The sequence below is a fragment of the Chloracidobacterium thermophilum B genome (genome assembly GCF_000226295.1).
In the GTDB taxonomy this organism is placed as follows: Bacteria; Acidobacteriota; Blastocatellia; order Chloracidobacteriales; family Chloracidobacteriaceae; genus Chloracidobacterium; species Chloracidobacterium thermophilum.
Genome location: NC_016024.1, coordinates 523044 through 538827 on the forward strand (window position 1 = coordinate 523044; position 15784 = coordinate 538827).

Consider the following 15784-nt stretch of genomic DNA (forward strand, 5'->3'; position numbering starts at 1 on the left):
TGCGGGTGGAAGCTTTCTGACGTACCTGTGGCTTTGGGTTCTGGGCCAGCGCGGTGTCAGGTGCAAGGGCAACGAGGAGACCAAACGCCAGGCCGGCGGTCGTGTACTTCGGGTTCATGGCGGTCCTTCCTTTCATCTCAGCCTTTGTCTCGGGGATTTATCCAATCAGGTGTGGGAGCGACTACTCAACTCAGGTGTGGGAGCGACTACTCAACGGTACGCGCCGGGCGTTTCGGCGATGTTTCAAGGTTTGTTTCAGGTCCTGAAAATGGAGTCCGCCCCGCCCGCCGGGTGGCTTTGGTTGTGTTGGTTTGGATGGTGCCGGCTATTGCGGTGGGCTGGGTTTGGTTGTCTTTCTGACTTGCGGCCAGGTGCGGATGATGGTTTTTCCTCCAGCCGGTAGCGCCGGTGGTGCCGGCTTGGCGTCTTGCGCGCCGTTCCCACTTTGGCTTTCAGGCTGTGGTGTTGTCATCTGCTGTTCCACCGGTGGGGTGGTGGGTGGCGGTGGGGTTTCTTCTTCAGGTGGTGGCGCCGGTTGGGAAACCGTTTGGGGGGCTATGGACGGTGATGGTGTGGCAGGTTGTTCCGGGCTGGTTTCTTCCGGCGGCGGCCACGGGAGTCCCTTCTTGCGGGCCTCAGCTTCTGCGCGTCGGCGCGCGGCTTCCTCACGCCGGTATTGTTCCTGAAGCCGTCTGGCTTCGGCCAGATTGTCCTGCACGCCCAGCGGAAGGTCAGCCGGGTTGGTTACAGGAGATGTGTTTTCCTCAGTCGTTGGTTTGGCTTTGACGCGCTTTTTGGCGGCTTTGGGCGTCGCCGGTTTGGGAGAAGTGGCCCCTTCCTGTGCCGGCACAAGCAGGGGTGAACAAACAAGGCAGGCAATGAACAAACTGCCTGTCCAGAAGCGTTGGCGGTATGGTGCAGACATGAAAAGCCGGAACTCCTTCCATCAGGCCGTCAGGCAGGGTGGATACTCTTGTGGGTCAGCAGGGCATCCGCCCGGCCGGATCGGTATCGTGCGGAAGGTCGTTCGGCTTCGTCAAGTGATGCACGGTTAAGTCGTGCCCCTTGTCCTACCTGTCCGGGAACTTTGAAAAGCGCCGCGTCCCGCTGTTTTTTGGCTTCAGGTCAGGTATGGAGTTCGGCCAGCAATTCGGCGGCACCTTGCGCCAGTACCCGTTCGGCCAGTTCCCGGCCGATGTCTTCCGCAAAGCGGGCGTCGCCGGTGAGTTCATCCTGAACCAGGCGCGTCCCATCCACGCGGGCCACAAGACCACGCAGGCGGAGCCGGCCTTCGTCGTCCACGACGGCGTGGGCGGCGATGGGCACCTGGCAGCCACCCCCCAGCCCATGCAGAAAAGCCCGTTCAGCTTCACAGGCGTGCCAGGTGCGATGATGGGCCAGAACCTCAATGGCTGCCTGGGTCGTGCTATCACCTTCCCGAATCTCAATGCCCAGTGCCCCCTGGCCGACGGCCGGCAGCATGATGTCGGTTGGAATCCGCTGGGCAATGCGCGCCTCGAAGCCCAGTCGGCTCAAGCCGGCTGCGGCCAGGATGATGGCGTCGTAGCGCCCCTCGTCAACTCGCTGCAAGCGGGTGCCGACGTTGCCACGGAGGTCAGCCAGTTGCAGATCGGGACGCCGGGCCAGAAGCTGTGCCTGGCGGCGGAGACTGCTCGTGCCGATGATCGCCCGGGGCGGCAGTTCATCGAGTGACCGGATGCCATCCCGCGCGACGAGGGCATCCCGTACATCCTCCCGCTGGGTCACACAGCCCAGCTTGAGTCCGTCCGGCAGGCGCGTCGGCAGGTCCTTCAGGCTGTGAACGGCCAGGTCCACAACCCCGGCCAGCAGGGCTTCCTCGATCTCTTTCGTAAAGACACCTTTGCCGCCAATCTTCGAGAGCGGCGCGTCAAGGATGGCATCCCCCGTCGTTTTGATGATTTGAATGGCTACACGACGGGTCGGAACCGCCCGTTCGAGCTGCGCTTTGACCCACTCGGCTTGCCAGAGTGCCAGGGCACTGCCGCGTGAACCAATGACAAGGTCGGCATCGGGGCGGGCGGTAGGAACAGAGAGCGTCATAGTCAGGTCTGGACAGTAAGGTGACAAAACTACTCTACCGCCAGCCTATATCGTCCGACGGCGTTTCACGACGAAAAAATGGTTTCGCTGCCGGCTGTATTCAGCTTTTGCGAAAGGCGAAGAAGTTGTTGAGACCCAACTGGAAGCGCCGGTGTGTGATGAGTTCAAAGCCGGCCTGCCGAAAAATGTCTGGCGTTTGCGATACATCGAAGCCGTAGTGTGCTTCGGTCTCCATGCCATCCAGGAGTCGCAGGGCGATCATGGCGTCCAGGATGCGGTCAACGAGCGGGTGGGGCACGGTGATGAGCAGCTTGCCGTTTGGACGCAGGGCGTTGGCGCAGGCGGTGGCAAAGTCCACGAGCTTATCGTTGGGGATGTGTTCGAGTACCGCCAGCAGGGTGATGGCATCGAAGGGTTCGCCCGGCGGCAGGTCGTCCGGGAAATAGCCGCGCACCAGTTGGATGCGGTCTGTGGCCAGACGTGGATCGGCTTCCGGGTCAATGCCGACGTACTGCCGGAAGCCCGTGACCTGCCGGGCGAGTGCGCCATCAAAGGCCCCAATGTCCAGAATGCGATCCGTAGGCGCAAGATAGGGGCGCACAACGGCAATACGCCACCGTTGGAGGTAACGGTCAAGCGGCTTCATGCTCTGGAAGTCCCGTCGTGGTTATCGCTGGCGCCATCCGCCGGATGCGCAGCCCCAGAATGCTCAGGAAGAGGCTGGCCAGAATGGTTTCGCAGCCGAGCATCAGGCAGAGCACCGAAGGAATGACCATCCGCAGCGTCCGGCTGGCATCGAGTGGGCCGTAGGCCGCTTCGTTCCAGGAAACAACCGCGGCAATGGAGCCGGCCAGTCCGCCAACGACGAGCAGGCTGCCGATGATGAGGCCGGTTTCGAGGGTGATGTACTGGAACAGTCTGGTCAGCCGTGGGTCTTCGGGGAGAAGTCCCTCGTTGATGGCAAAGACCTTGGCCAGCAGGGCAAAGGTGATGCACTGAAAACCAATCAGCACCGCCAGCGCAGCGTAGAGCAGCGTGTGCACGTCCAGAACGACACCGGCCAGGCGCTGCGGCCCCGGCAGAAGCCAGGTTCCCACACCCAGCCCGACCAGCATCAGGAACAGTCCCGGATAGAGAAAAAGCCAGCGTGGGCTGTACAGCAGCATGAAGCGCAGATGCCGCCAGCCGTCCCGCCACGGACGCAGATGCGGCGGACGCGACCGCCCATCGGGCGAAAGCGTGGTGGGCACTTCGGCAATCCGCAGTCCCAGGAGCGTGGCCTTGATGACCATTTCCGAGGCAAACTCCATGCCCGTGGTGCGCAAGTCCATACGCTTGAAGGCCGCCATGGAATAGCCCCGCAGGCCGCAGTGAAAATCACCCGCCGGGCACCGGAACAGCAGCCGGCCGATGCCGGTCAGGACAGGGTTGCCGATGTAGCGGTTTTTCCACGGCATGGCTCCGGGCTGAATGCCGCCGCGAAAGCGATTGCCCATCACCAGGTCGTAGCCCTCGCGGAGTTTTTCGAGAAAGGGCATCAGGTTCGAGAAGTCGTAACTGTCGTCGGAGTCGCCCATGATGACGTAGCGCCCACGGGCGGCCAGCGTGGCGCCGTACAGCGCTGCACCGTAGCCCCGCGTAGGGACCTGAACCACCCGCGCGCCAAGGCGGTGGGCAATGGCTTGCGAACCATCGGTCGAACCGTTGTCGCCAATGACGACCTCACCGGTAACGCCATGGCGGTTGAGAAAGTCAAAGGCTTTGCGAATGCAGGTTTCCAGGGTTTCAGCCTCATTGAGGCAGGGCATGACGATGGTCAGCTCAATGGAAGCTTCAGAAGAAGCAGCAGACATGCAACATCAGCCAGAGGAAGTGCGGAATCACTGGGAAGGTGGTGCTGTGACGTGGGTCTGTTCGCGCGGCGGGTCAGTGCCGTCCGGGCGCACACCGACCTTGCCACGATTGATGAACGTCCAGATGAGCGCCACCAACGAGAGCACCACGAGCACCCCTGTAGCCACAAAGCGATACATCTGGAGTCCATCTTCGGAAGCCGGGTTATTGGCCGCCTTGGTCTCCAGGTGTGAGCTGTCCGGCAGGTGCGCCACACCATTGGGACTGGAAGCTGCCGCCGGGGCTTCGGCCGGGGTTGGTGTGACAGCCGTGAGTTGGCGTGTCAGTCCCAGTCCACTCGTAATAGACAGTTCAGCCGGCGTCGGTTCCTGCACGGAACCACCTTCCGAGGTCAGCTCCATGGTCGGCGCAGTGTCCAGCTCATCCTCGGTCGGTTCGTCACCCAACCCCAAGCTTTCTTCGGTTGGGTAAGGCAGGTTGTGATCACGGTCAATCGGGGTGATGATGTCATCCCCGGCAACCTCGCCGCGCCGTGGAAAACCTTCACCTGTGAAACGCAGAAGCATGACGGTGATGTTGTCTTCGCCGCCGCGTTCGTTGGCCAGATTCACCATGTGCTGGCAGGCCAGACGCAGGTCGCCGTTGGTGGCACTCAGGATGTGCTGCATGTCTTCGCCGTTGATCTTGCCGGAGAGACCGTCGCTGCACAGCAGCAGCACATCGTCGCGGCAGACCCGGATGCTATCTACCGTCACTGCGACGCTGGGCGTGGCCCCCAGCGCCTGGAGAATGACGTTTTTGTAGGGGTGGGTTTCCGCTTCTTCAGGGGTGATATGCCCGGACTGGATGAGTTGTTCGACGAGGGATTGATCCGTCGTCACCTGCTTGACGAGTCCGTGCCGAAACAGGTAGGCGCGTGAGTCGCCGACTTGCGCCAGGTAGAGCACGGTACCATCCAGTCCCGCCCCGGTGAAGGTCGCTCCCATCCCGGCATATTCCGGGCTGCGCTGGCTCTGGTGGTTGATGAACAGATTGGCGCGCTCAATGGCAAACCGGAGACGCTCGTGAAACTTGAAGTGACTGAATTCGGGGGCTTTCTGAAGCCGCATCATGCTGTCGCAGACCTGCGTCACAGCCAGGTGACTGGCCACTTCGCCTGCCAGCGCCCCGCCCATACCATCGGAAACGGCAAGCAGCACGCCCTGGTCAGCAGGGTGCAGCTCGATGAGCAATGGATGGTCCGGGAGTTGGTTTTCAGCCGTCCAGCTCTGCCCGTTGCTGAGGTTGACAATCAGGAAGTTGTCTTCATTGTGCGGGCGGACCACGCCAACGTCAGTCAGCGCATACACTTCAATTTTTCTCACACCGTTGACGGTTGTCGCAGTGGTCATAGCATCGTGATGTGGTGAGGATTGGTCGTTCCCATGGTGGGCCATTGCTGTCAGGAATTCATATCAGGCCATAACGCCGTGGTGATGATCGTTTCTGATGATAACCCCTTGTGCGTATGGTGCTGCGAGAATACGGTGCCGCCAACACGAGGGCAACGCTGCAAACAACGTATGACCGCGTGGGATACGGACCATTCAAGGAGTCCATCACCCGCGCGCGTCGCCGACAACCGCAATCTGTCAGTCCTTGGCTGTGTTCATCACAAGAATAGATGCGTCAGTATAAGTCAACCCAGGCAGGGCGACTAGGGGGTAAATCTACCTTGTGACAGAGACCGGCGCTACCTCACAGCGAGGCCAGCGCCTGATCCAGATCGGCGAGCAAATCCGCGATGTCTTCGATGCCAACCGAAAGCCGGACAAGTCCTTCCGTGATGCCCAACCGCTGCCGCTCCGCTGGCGGTACGCTGGCATGGGTCATCGTCGCCGGATGGCAGGCCAGGCTTTCGACGCCGCCAAGCGATTCCGCCAGCGCAAACACCTTCAGGCTTTCCAGCACCCGCCGGGCAGCCTCCAGGTCTCCAACATCAAAGGCCAGCATCCCACCGAAACCTGTCATCTGCCGCGCGGCCAGCGCATGCTGGGGGTGTTCCGGCAGTCCGGGGTAATACACCCGCGCCACACGCGGATGTTCGCGCAGAAACCGGGCAACGGCGCGTCCATTGGCGTCATGGGCCTGCATGCGTACGACCAGCGTCTTGATGCCGCGCATCGTCAGCCACGCATCCATCGGGGAAAGAATCGCTCCGGCGGCATTCTGGACAAACGCCAGGCGCGCGGCCACTTCCGGTTCCGTGACGATGACCACTCCGCCCACGCTGTCGCTGTGGCCGTTGAGGTACTTCGTCGTTGAGTGCACGACGATATTGGCCCCCAGCGTCAGCGGCCGCTGGAAGTAGGGCGACATAAACGTGTTGTCCACGACGACGTGAATCCCCTGCGGCCGTACCGCCTGCGCAATGGCAGCAATGTCACACAGGCGCATGACGGGATTGGTCGGCGTTTCCAGAAACACCATCCGCGTCGTCGGGCGCAGCGCCGCCACCACCTGCTCTGTATCGCTGGCATCCACGTAATCAAACGCCAGCCCGAAGTCCGTCAGCACCCGCTCAAACAGGCGGTACGTCCCGCCGTAGGTGTTGTCGGACACCACGACGTGATCGCCGGCCTTGAGGCAGGCCGTCATGACGGCGTGAATGGCCGCCATCCCCGAAGCAAAGGCAAAGCCCGCCACGCCGCCTTCCAGCACAGCCACGTTGGCTTCCAGCGCCGCGCGGGTCGGATTGTGCGTGCGGGCGTACTCATATCCTTTGTGCCGCCCCAGCCCTTCCTGGACGTAGGTCGAAGTCTGATAGATCGGCACGGCAACAGCGCCGGTTGCCGGTTCCGGCGGTTGACCGGCATGGATGACGTCAGTCGCAAATCCCATGGGGTGCATTCTCCCGCCGCCGCGCCCGGCCGGCCGACGGCTGCTGTGAGTGCAGAAAGTTCTACCGCAGTTTACGCCGGTTCGCTACCGGCTGGTCACACCGTCCCTGCCCGGCAGTAGCTTCACGTTTCGCGTTTTTCTGCCGGGCCGCCGGTTCATGACCCTTCCAGAGAGGATTCCGAAGGTTGTCGGGCCTTTTCAAGCAGCATCTGGGGAATACCGTCTTCAATGGGGTACACCCGGTGACAGCGTGGACACTGGACGCCCGTCCGGTCAGCCAGCAGCACCACCTGAACCCGGCACACCACGCAGCAAATCAACTCAATGGCGGGCAGGGCGGCGTCGGTGTGACCGGTAGCAGTTTCCATGACAGGACTTTCAGCGGCGGCGCGTCCGGCTCAGGGTTTCGGCCAACCGGCAAAGCCAGGCCGAAGCCTCATCATACCCGGCAAACCGGCGCTCATCTTCCTGAAATGCCGGTGTGTGAACGCACCGGCGGCCATTGACGTGCGTGACGCCATGCCTGATGTGCAGCATTTCGTGGTAGAGCACATACTCGACGACAAACTGCGGCACGCGCGCGTCATCCAGCGTCCGGCTGATGACGATGGTGTGGTGGGCCGCGTCGTAGTGGCCAAAGGTCCGGCGCGTCCGCCGCTGGCTCCACGTCAGCGCCGGACGCCGAAGCTGGCCGTCGAAATACTGCTGGTTGAGCCGGTGAAACAGCTTTTCGAGATCGTAGTGCTTCCCGCGCGCGCCGGAAATCAGCTTGAACCCGCGCTCGCGCCGCCGCTGCTCGGCCAGCCGCGTCACCGGCTTCGAGCGCACGTACTCCCGGAACACCTCCGTGCAGCGGCCAGGAACGGGCTTCCGATACAGGCGCGCCAGCAGAATGCCGGCCACGGCTTCGATGACAGCCTTTGGCGCGTGGATGAGGATGTCCGACAGCCGGACGTACATCACACCCTCCCGCAGGCGAATGGTGTTGTTGATGCCCACGTAGGGGTAAAACGTCACCTGAATGGCGCGCGGCTGTCTGGCCCGGGGCGCAATGAATTGCTGCCAGCGGGCAAATATCTGGATGAGTTCGGCTTCTGAAAGTGTGCGGAGTGGTTGTGCCGGATGAGCCATAGGACCAGGTGTAAACCCCGACGATAGTCTGCCCGGGTTGTCAGCGTCAACGTACCCACTTTGATCTGCAAACCAACCCGGGCCGGTGCGCGGGGGCCGGCATCAGACACGCGAAAGGCAGAAAAAAACAGAAAACACCGTTTTGACTCCAGCCACCCCTTCCGGCAAAATGCCTGAAGGCCGTAACATCGCCTGTTGCCTTGGATTGACATGATGACCCACTCCGAGCCTGACCTGCCGCTGCCTTCCGGCGAGAGCCTTCCCGCTCCCGTTCCTTCAGGGCCTTCCGCGCCGCCGGACACCGGCTTTCCGCTCAGGTCGCTGCTGCTGGCCGTCGGTGGCGTCCTGATGCTGGTGATGGTCGTTTTCGGGGGCTTGCTCTACTATGCCTTCCAACCCCAAAGCATCACGATGACGGTGGTTGGGCTGGAGTGGGAGCGGACAATTCAGCTCGAACAGCGGCAGCCGCCAGCCCCCGGAGAAACAGACGAGCGGTGGGTGGCAGTCCGTGAGCTGACCGAAGCCGACGCCACGCCCAACCCACGCTGGCCGGCGTTGCCGCCGGGTCCCGATTACCGCGCTGGCAAGCGCACGGAACGGTATCTTGTGCGTGTCCGGTCATCCAAAAGCCCGAAGGTGTATGAACATCCCGTGCCGGCGGAACTCTTTACCCGGTTTCGCGTGGGCGCTCCATGTGAAGTCATCATCCGGCGCGGCATCGTCGAAGCCGTGACCCCGCTGCCACCGTCCCCCTGAGTGACAGGATGCCCTCTGTTGCTACGTCAACTCCGACGCCCAGAATGCGCCGGTTGTTTTTCAGACTTGTGGAAGTTTGGGGCCATCCAAACCGCATGGCGGCGCTGGGATCGCTTCACGTCGCTGTCTGGGAAGACCCCGACGGACTGGCCACGGCTTTCAACACGCTGGGACTGTCTGACCAGGCGCAGACTCCAGATGGCACACCCTTTGAGCTGCACTGGATGATCAAGCGTCCACTCCCGCCTGCCGGACAAACTGAGGCCGCGGCCTTTCTGGCGCAGTTGGCAACTGCGGCCAGCCAGCCACAGACGGCCTTCGACTGGCAGACGCGCGTGGACGTTCCGGCCGGCGTTCCCGGCTTCACGCACTGCCGGGAAGTCTGGCTGCACCCGGCCCTGACCGACGATGATCCTGACACCCTCGATGACCCCCAGGGGCCCGTCAAGGTGCTCTACGTCATTCCCCTTACCGAATACGAAAGTTTTGTTTTGCGGCGGGAAGGCCCTTTGGCCCTGCGCGAATACGCCAGCGCCAACGGCATTGACCTGCTTGAACCGCGCTGAAAGAAGCAAAAGCACCGATATGCGCTGGTCTTGCTCACCTACCACCCACTGAGGTTTCCCTATGTCGAACCTACCCCCCACCTCATCGGAATTCGCTTATGAAACAGCTTATGCTGAGGCTCTGGAAGCCGCACTCGCCGGTCAGCCAGCGCTGCCGTCCTTTTTTGAGTCTTGGGAAGCTGACGCCTGGCCGCCGGCGGCTGACCTCATCCGCCTCCACACCCGGCTTCTTCAGGGGCGGGATGATGTGGCCCAGGAGCGCGCCGCATCGTTTCTGGCCGAGGTTCTGGCGCAGTACGACGCGCGGTATGCCGCCCTCCGGGAAGACTTTGCCTCCCTGGAGCGGCTGACCAGCGTCGGAACATGGAAGTACGATGTCCAGCGTCAATACCTGTCATGGTCAGACCGGGCGCTGGCCGAACTGGAGATGTCGCGGGAAGAGACTGTGACAGACATAAACCTGGGTATCGCACACTTCGTTCACCCGGATGACCGGGAACGGGTTGCTGCTGCTTATGCCCGTACCGTGGCGGAAGGGGCGGAACTCTTCCAGGAGTTCCGCTTGCTGCATCCCACGCAGGGGGTGCGCCATCGGCAGTGCCGTGGCGAAGCGCGTCGCGATGCCGCCGGGCAGGTGACGCAGGTGTTCATGGTTTCACGGGATGTGACCGAGGATGTGGCCTACCGGGAACACATCCGGTTGCTTGAAGCCGTTCTGGACAACATCCACGATGCCGTGCTTGTGACCGAAGCCGAGCCGATTGATCCGCCCGGGCCGCGGATTCTCTACGTCAACCGGGCGTTTGAGCAGATGACGGGCTACACGGCGCTCGAAGCCATTGGGCAGACGCCACGCATGCTCCAGGGGCCGGAAACCTCGGCGGAAGCCCGCGCCCGGATTCGGCAGGCGCTGCAAAACTGGCAGCCCATCACGATTGAACTCATCAACTACCGCAAGGATGGCCACCCGTTCTGGTCCGAGCTGGCGATTGTGCCGATTGCCGATGAGACCGGCTACTACACCCACTGGGTGGCCGTCCAGCGCGATGTGACCGAGCGCCGCCGCATCGAAGCCCAGCAGCGCCAACGCTCCCGGCTCGAATCCGTGGGGCAGTTGTCGGCCGGGATTGCCCATAACTTCAACAATCTGCTCGCCATCATCCAGGGGTACGGCGAAATGATCCGCCGGGATGTCGCTCATTCCCCGCAACTTCTGCGCCGCCTGGAAAGCATCCTGCGCGCCGTCAGGCGCGGAAGCGAACTCGTTCAGGAACTCATGGTGTTTTCACGCCAGCGCGACGGGCAGCCCCAGATACTCGACGTATGCCGCGCCGCCCAGGAAGTGCTCGATATGGCCCGTCGCCTGCTTCCCGCCGAAATCGAGGTGGATGATCTGTCTCTGGCGTCGCTGACCGGCGAAAGTCTCCTGGCCCATCTCGACGCCAGCCGCTTCTCGCAGGCGCTGCTCAATCTCATCCTCAATGCGCGCGACGCCATGCCGACCGGTGGGCACCTGACCGTCACCGTCGGGCAGCAGACCGTCACCAACGCACTCACGCAGTTGACGGCGCGTGTCGTCTATGCCCACCCGCCGGAGCCGGGCGACTATGTGTTCGTGAAGGTGAGCGATACAGGTGTGGGGATGGATGCCGAGACCCAGCAGCGCATCTTCGAGCCGTTTTTCACGACGAAAGAGGTGGGTCGGGGCACCGGCCTGGGGCTGGCAACCGTCTATGGCTTTGTGGGTGAAAGCCGCGGCTTCATCACGGTGGATTCAGCTCCCCGGGAGGGCACGACCATCGGGCTGTTCTTTCCACTCGTGCAAGGCACGCCGGCGGCTGAAGAAGCTTCGGGTGAGGTGAAGCTGCTCTCGGCTCTGCTCCCCGCAGATGCCACGGCGCTGATCGTTGAGGATGAAGCCGAACTGGGTGCGTTCCTGTCCGAAACGCTCTCGGACATGGGCTTCAAAACGGTTCACCACGTGCAGGACGGCGCGGAAGCCATTCCACTGACCAAACGCCTGGGTTCACCGCTGGCGCTGGTTGTCACTGACCGGTCGCTGCCGCACGTGACAGGGCCACAGATCATAGCGGAGTTGGCAAACCGTGGCCTGTGTGAACGGTTCCTGCTCATCAGCGGGCTGCCGGGGCAGGAAGACCTGCCGGAACTGCCGCCCGGCGTACGGCTTGAGCGGCTTCAGAAGCCCTTTTCCGTGAAGCAGCTCTATCGGGCGGTGCAGGGGTTGTTCCGGCCGACAGGTGCGCCTTCCTAAACCACAAGCCGCAGACCGTCATAGGCCAGCCGGACACCCGGCGGCAGACGGGCGTCCAGTTCGGCGTGGCGGATGTCGTGCGCCATGTGCGTGAGGTAGGCGCGTTTGGGTTGCAGCCGGGCAATGTAGGCCAGCGCCGCATCGAGGTGCAGATGGGTGGGGTGCGGCTTGTAGCGTACGCAGTCGAGCACCAGCACTTCCAGCCCCAGCAGTTGTTCACAGGCGGCATCGGGAAGGGCGTTGCAGTCGGTGATGTAAGCGAAGTTTTCGAGGCGGAAGCCGAGCGTCGTCATGTCGCCGTGAGGCAGTGCCACTGGTGTGACATGCAGACCGCAGAGGGTGAAATTGCCGCCGATGATGTGAGGCACCAGCCGCGGACGGCTCGAAGGCCCAGCCGGGCCAAAGGCGTAGCTGAACATGCGGTACAGGTTGTGCCACGTTTCGGCGCTGGCAAAGCATGGGATAGCGCCCTGGCGGTAGTTGAGGGCGCGCAGGTCGTCCATCCCGAACACGTGGTCGGCATGGGCGTGGGTGATGAGGACGGCATCGAGCGACTTCAACCCGGCGCGCAGCGCCTGCTGGCGGAAATCAATCGAAGGGTCAATGAGTATCTGCGCTCCCTGATGGCGGACAAGTAGTGAGACGCGCAACCGGCGGTCGCGTGGATCGTCCGAGGTGCAGGTGGGGCAGTCGCAGCCAATCATCGGGATGCCGACGGACGTGCCAGTGCCAAGAAATTCGATTTCCATCGTTTTGCGGATACTTCAGTGTGTGCATCGGATGGGGGCGCGCCGGTCAACAATACTCTCCGGAAGGGACGGAAAAAACTGGTTGAAAAGAAACTGGCGGCCGGAAAACCGGCCGCCAGCGGTTTTTGGTGGGTCCGGCGTCGTTACTCGACAACCGGGCTTTGGGTGCGGGTCTGGCCGTCGCCGCCGGAGCGTACCGGGGCGGCCGGGCGCAGTCCGCCGCCGGGCGCGGGACTGATCCCCGGTCCGGCATCGCCGCCGTAGCCCCCACGCAGGATTGAGCCGCCGTAGTCAGGCGTCATGCCACCGCGCATCATCCCACCGCGCATGGGGAGGTCGTAGCCGGGCTTGCCGAAGCCGCCGTCATCGAAGGTGGGACGCGCCACCGGCGAGGGCAGTTCCCGGCGCGGCAGGGCCGGCAGGTAGTCATCATCCCCCAAGTTGGCTGCCGGTTGCAGTGACGGTGTAAGCGGTGGACGCGGTGTTGGCGTAAGCGGTGGACGCGGTGTTGGCGTAAGTGGGGGGCGCGGTGTTGGCGTAAGTGGTGGGCGCGGTGTTGGTGAGGATGTCTCCCCCAGAGAACCATCACCGGGTGCCGTTGGCTCGATAGGTGTCTCGCCCGGTGCGGCCGGCTTTCCAGCCAGCTGTCCGGCAACCGTACCGGGACCATTCATCGGCGCAGTGGGCGGCGCTGGATTGAAGAGTGTGGGGCGGTACATATCCCACGGCAGCCCCCAGTTCGTGCCGTAGGCAAAGCCGTAGGGTGAGTTCCAGTAACCGTAAAACGGAAAGAACGTGTAGCCACCCAGCCGGGCATCAAAGAGCCAGAGACCGAAGAAGGGCGCAAAACCGAAGCCATACGCGCCATTCTGCCGCCAGCCGTTGAACGCCGCCAGTACGTCCCGGTCGCGCAGGCGGGCGTTGGCATCCCGCAGGGTCTTGGCGCGGTTGCGGCTCCATTCATCGAAGGCATCACGGTCTTTTTTGTCGAGCTTGGCCGTTGTCACCGCCGTGGCATCGAGGGTGACAAGCTGCTTGTCCTTGACCGGCAGCGAGCGTCCGGCCTGCTCGACGGTAATCCGTCCCTTGGTCACGGCCACCATCGGTGCGCCTTCCCGTGGGACGGTCACGCGGTACAAACCGTTCCGCACGACATTCACCGTGCCATTCGGCGTGATGATACGCAGCAGAAGTTCCGTGCCATCGGTCCCGGTGACTTCAAACAAGGCACTCCCGGAGATGACTTCCACTGCCAGCGCGTCGAGGTTGGGGTTGGTCATGACGATTTCCCCGTCATAATCCAGGCGCAGGTAGGAGCCGGGATTGAGCAGGATTTCAGCCCGCCCATCAGAACTTGTGCGTAGCCGATCACCCGTCTTAAGACGGTCGCCGAGACTGACGCCGCGCCAGGTGTCCGGGGTTTTGGCCCGGCTGCTTGTGACCGTACCTTCGATGAAGTTGATCGTGCCGGCCTTAGCCGAAACGATGAACTGTTCCGGCAGGCTCACCGTGTTGGCGCCGCGGATGGGGACTTCCGTCGTTGGCGCCTGGGGGGTCGTTTGGGCGCTGACGGCGGTTGCGCTGAACGTCCAGGCACCAGCCAATAACGTCAGTGTGAGAATAGATCGCTGCATACCCAGAAACCTCCGTGGGGTGGATGGTTGCGTCTTCCGGAAACGATGGCGTTTTCCAGCGTAGGCGTTGTAAGCGATATTCCGACGCGGTTGCGGAACATTGGATGCGGTGTTACACACTGTGGCACAAGAAGCCGGACACATTCAAGCCGGGCCGGCCGGAATGGCTTCCGCCCGGCGCGCTGCTCTCTCTTCCCAGCTATCGGGCAAGCAGTCCGCCGTCCACGACGAGATTGATGCCTGTCACCCAGCCGGCCTCTCCGGAGGCCAGATACAGAGCGGCGTAGGCAACATCTTCCGGGCGGCCCAGGCGGCCCAGGGGATAGCCGGCTTCAAACTCGCGCCGGCGGGCAGCCGGGTCGGGCGCGTCATCAATAAGCTGCCGGTTGCCTTCGGTCGGGACGAAGCCGGGTGAGATGCAGTTGACGCGGATGCCGTCGCGCCCGTAGCGCACGGCGAGGGATTTCGTCAGCGTCACCAGCGCGCCTTTCGAGGCGGCAAAGGCCGGCGAGGCGCCCGCCCCGCCCTTGACGCCCAACAGGCCGGCAATGTTGATGATGCAGCCCTGCCGCTGCGCCTGGAAGTGCGGTATGGCGTGCCGGGCATAGAGAAAAGCGCCCCGGACGTTGACATCGAAGGTCATCTGCCAGTCGTCATCCGTGGTGGCTTCGAGGCTGACCCGGCGGTTGACGCCGGCGTTGTTGACGACCACATCCAGCCGCCCGTAGCGGTCGAGCGTTGCTTCCAGACTGCGCCTGACATCGGCTTCCTGGGTGACATCCGCCTGGATGTGAATCGCCTGCCCGCCCATCAGCGTCAGGTGGGCAACGGCTTCCTGCCCGGCCGACAGTCGCCGCGACACAATCGCCACGCGCGCGCCGACTTCGGCAAACAGTTCGGCGATGGCACGTCCGATGCCACTGGAACCGCCGGTGATGAGGGCTACCTTGCCGTCGAGCCGGAACATGGGCTACGGACGCGAACCGATCAGCCCGTCGAGGGGACTGCTGGCGCTGGCGTAGAGGCGGCGCGGCATCCGTCCGGCCAGATAGGCCATGCGCCCGGCTTCAATGGCGTGTTTCATGGCAGCAGCCATCAGCGGCGGATTCTGGGCCGTGGCAACGGCGGTATTCAGCAGTACGCCGTCCATGCCCATTTCCATGGCAATGGCCACGTCGGAAGCCGTACCGACGCCGGCATCCACGATAATCGGCACGTCGGTGATCATTTCGCGCAGGATGCGCAGCGTCGTGAAGTTCTGAATGCCGAGGCCCGAACCAATCGGGGCCGCCAACGGCATAATGGCGGCGGCGCCGGCGTCTATGAGTCGCCGTGCTGCCACGAGGTCATCGTTGAAGTAGGGCAGTACGATGAAGCCTTCCTTCGCCAGGACGCGGGTGGCTTCGATCAGTCCGGCATTGTCGGGAAAGAGGGTTTTTTCGTCCCCGATGACTTCCAGCTTGATCCACGGGGTGTCCAGGATTTCACGGGCAAGCCGGGCCGTGCGGATGGCTTCCTCGGCGGTGTAGCATGCGGCCGTGTTCGGCAGGATGAGCATGCGGTCGAGGTCGAGGTAGTCCATCAGCGAGCCGGCCGAACGGTCGGCCAGGTTGACGCGCCGGACAGCCACCGTGACAACTTCCGCCCCCGACGCGCGGTGTGCGGCGCGCATGGTCTCCAAATCAGGATACTTGCCGGTGCCGATCATGAGCCGTGAACGAAAGGTACGGCCGGCAATCACCAGGTTGTCTGTCATAGGGTTTGTTCCCAAGTGTGGGCAGGGTGGGGTACCAAAAGCTCCCGCGGGCGGGACGCCCGCGCTCCCAGGTAACGCGCTCCCAAGTAAGCGGGCAGGATGCC

The 15784-nt window shown here is 63.0% G+C and carries 15 protein-coding genes; 3 read left to right on the plus strand and 12 right to left on the minus strand.

The window, feature by feature from the left end; translation table 11 throughout:
- Nucleotides 1-325: 325 nt before the first annotated feature.
- The 8 genes from CABTHER_RS02210 to CABTHER_RS02245 all read right to left on the minus strand — a co-directional run bounded on the left by CABTHER_RS02210 (nucleotide 326) and on the right by CABTHER_RS02245 (nucleotide 7947).
- Nucleotides 326-925 carry a hypothetical protein gene (locus CABTHER_RS02210; protein ID WP_014098944.1) on the minus strand — a complete coding sequence of 200 codons (600 nt, stop codon included), beginning with the start codon at nucleotides 923-925 and terminating at the stop codon, nucleotides 326-328.
- A gap of 200 nt (nucleotides 926-1125) precedes the next feature.
- Nucleotides 1126-2082 (minus strand): hydroxymethylbilane synthase, encoded by a 957-nt coding sequence (gene hemC, locus CABTHER_RS02215; RefSeq protein ID WP_014098945.1) that lies wholly within the window; start codon nucleotides 2080-2082, stop codon nucleotides 1126-1128.
- 100 nt (nucleotides 2083-2182) lie between these two features.
- A complete protein-coding gene (locus CABTHER_RS02220; protein WP_014098946.1) occupies nucleotides 2183-2728 on the minus strand; it encodes a class I SAM-dependent methyltransferase in 546 nt (181 codons plus the stop codon).
- Nucleotides 2715-3935 carry a glycosyltransferase family 2 protein gene (locus tag CABTHER_RS02225; RefSeq protein ID WP_014098947.1) on the minus strand — a complete coding sequence of 407 codons (1221 nt, stop codon included), beginning with the start codon at nucleotides 3933-3935 and terminating at the stop codon, nucleotides 2715-2717. Before CABTHER_RS02225 ends, CABTHER_RS02220 begins: the two co-directional genes overlap by 14 nt.
- Before the next feature lie 27 nt (nucleotides 3936-3962).
- Nucleotides 3963-5327, minus strand: coding sequence for a PP2C family protein-serine/threonine phosphatase (locus CABTHER_RS15305; RefSeq protein ID WP_014098948.1), 1365 nt, complete (start codon nucleotides 5325-5327; stop codon nucleotides 3963-3965).
- Nucleotides 5328-5673: 346 nt separating this feature from the next.
- Nucleotides 5674-6816 (minus strand): cystathionine gamma-synthase, encoded by a 1143-nt coding sequence (locus CABTHER_RS02235; RefSeq protein WP_014098949.1) that lies wholly within the window; start codon nucleotides 6814-6816, stop codon nucleotides 5674-5676.
- 155 nt (nucleotides 6817-6971) lie between these two features.
- On the minus strand, nucleotides 6972-7184 hold the full coding sequence (locus CABTHER_RS02240) for a Trm112 family protein (protein WP_014098950.1): 213 nt from the start codon (nucleotides 7182-7184) through the stop codon (nucleotides 6972-6974).
- Between the two features lie 10 nt (nucleotides 7185-7194).
- Nucleotides 7195-7947 carry a SprT-like domain-containing protein gene (locus CABTHER_RS02245; protein ID WP_014098951.1) on the minus strand — a complete coding sequence of 251 codons (753 nt, stop codon included), beginning with the start codon at nucleotides 7945-7947 and terminating at the stop codon, nucleotides 7195-7197.
- A 213-nt stretch (nucleotides 7948-8160) separates the two neighbouring features.
- On the opposite strand from CABTHER_RS02245, the gene CABTHER_RS02250 reads away from it, so the two are divergent.
- From CABTHER_RS02250 to CABTHER_RS02260, 3 genes are all read left to right on the plus strand, one after another.
- Nucleotides 8161-8703 (plus strand): hypothetical protein, encoded by a 543-nt coding sequence (locus tag CABTHER_RS02250; protein WP_228374063.1) that lies wholly within the window; start codon nucleotides 8161-8163, stop codon nucleotides 8701-8703.
- Nucleotides 8704-8771: 68 nt separating this feature from the next.
- Nucleotides 8772-9269, plus strand: a complete 498-nt coding sequence (locus CABTHER_RS02255; RefSeq protein ID WP_212770289.1) for a suppressor of fused domain protein — start codon at nucleotides 8772-8774, stop codon at nucleotides 9267-9269.
- A 61-nt stretch (nucleotides 9270-9330) separates the two neighbouring features.
- Entirely contained in the window at nucleotides 9331-11541 is a 2211-nt protein-coding gene (locus tag CABTHER_RS02260; RefSeq protein ID WP_014098954.1) for a PAS domain S-box protein, read from the plus strand.
- On the opposite strand, the gene CABTHER_RS02265 is transcribed toward CABTHER_RS02260, so the two are convergent.
- From CABTHER_RS02265 to CABTHER_RS02280, 4 genes are all read right to left on the minus strand, one after another.
- Entirely contained in the window at nucleotides 11538-12290 is a 753-nt protein-coding gene (locus CABTHER_RS02265; RefSeq protein WP_014098955.1) for an MBL fold metallo-hydrolase, read from the minus strand. The two genes, CABTHER_RS02260 and CABTHER_RS02265, sit on opposite strands and share 4 nt — an antisense overlap.
- A 143-nt stretch (nucleotides 12291-12433) precedes the next feature.
- A complete protein-coding gene (locus tag CABTHER_RS02270) occupies nucleotides 12434-13924 on the minus strand; it encodes a FecR domain-containing protein (RefSeq protein WP_041569039.1) in 1491 nt (496 codons plus the stop codon).
- A gap of 199 nt (nucleotides 13925-14123) precedes the next feature.
- Nucleotides 14124-14891, minus strand: a complete 768-nt coding sequence (locus CABTHER_RS02275; RefSeq protein ID WP_014098957.1) for an SDR family NAD(P)-dependent oxidoreductase — start codon at nucleotides 14889-14891, stop codon at nucleotides 14124-14126.
- 3 nt (nucleotides 14892-14894) lie between these two features.
- Entirely contained in the window at nucleotides 14895-15680 is a 786-nt protein-coding gene (locus CABTHER_RS02280) for a thiazole synthase (protein WP_014098958.1), read from the minus strand.
- Between the last annotated feature and the right edge of the window lie 104 nt (nucleotides 15681-15784).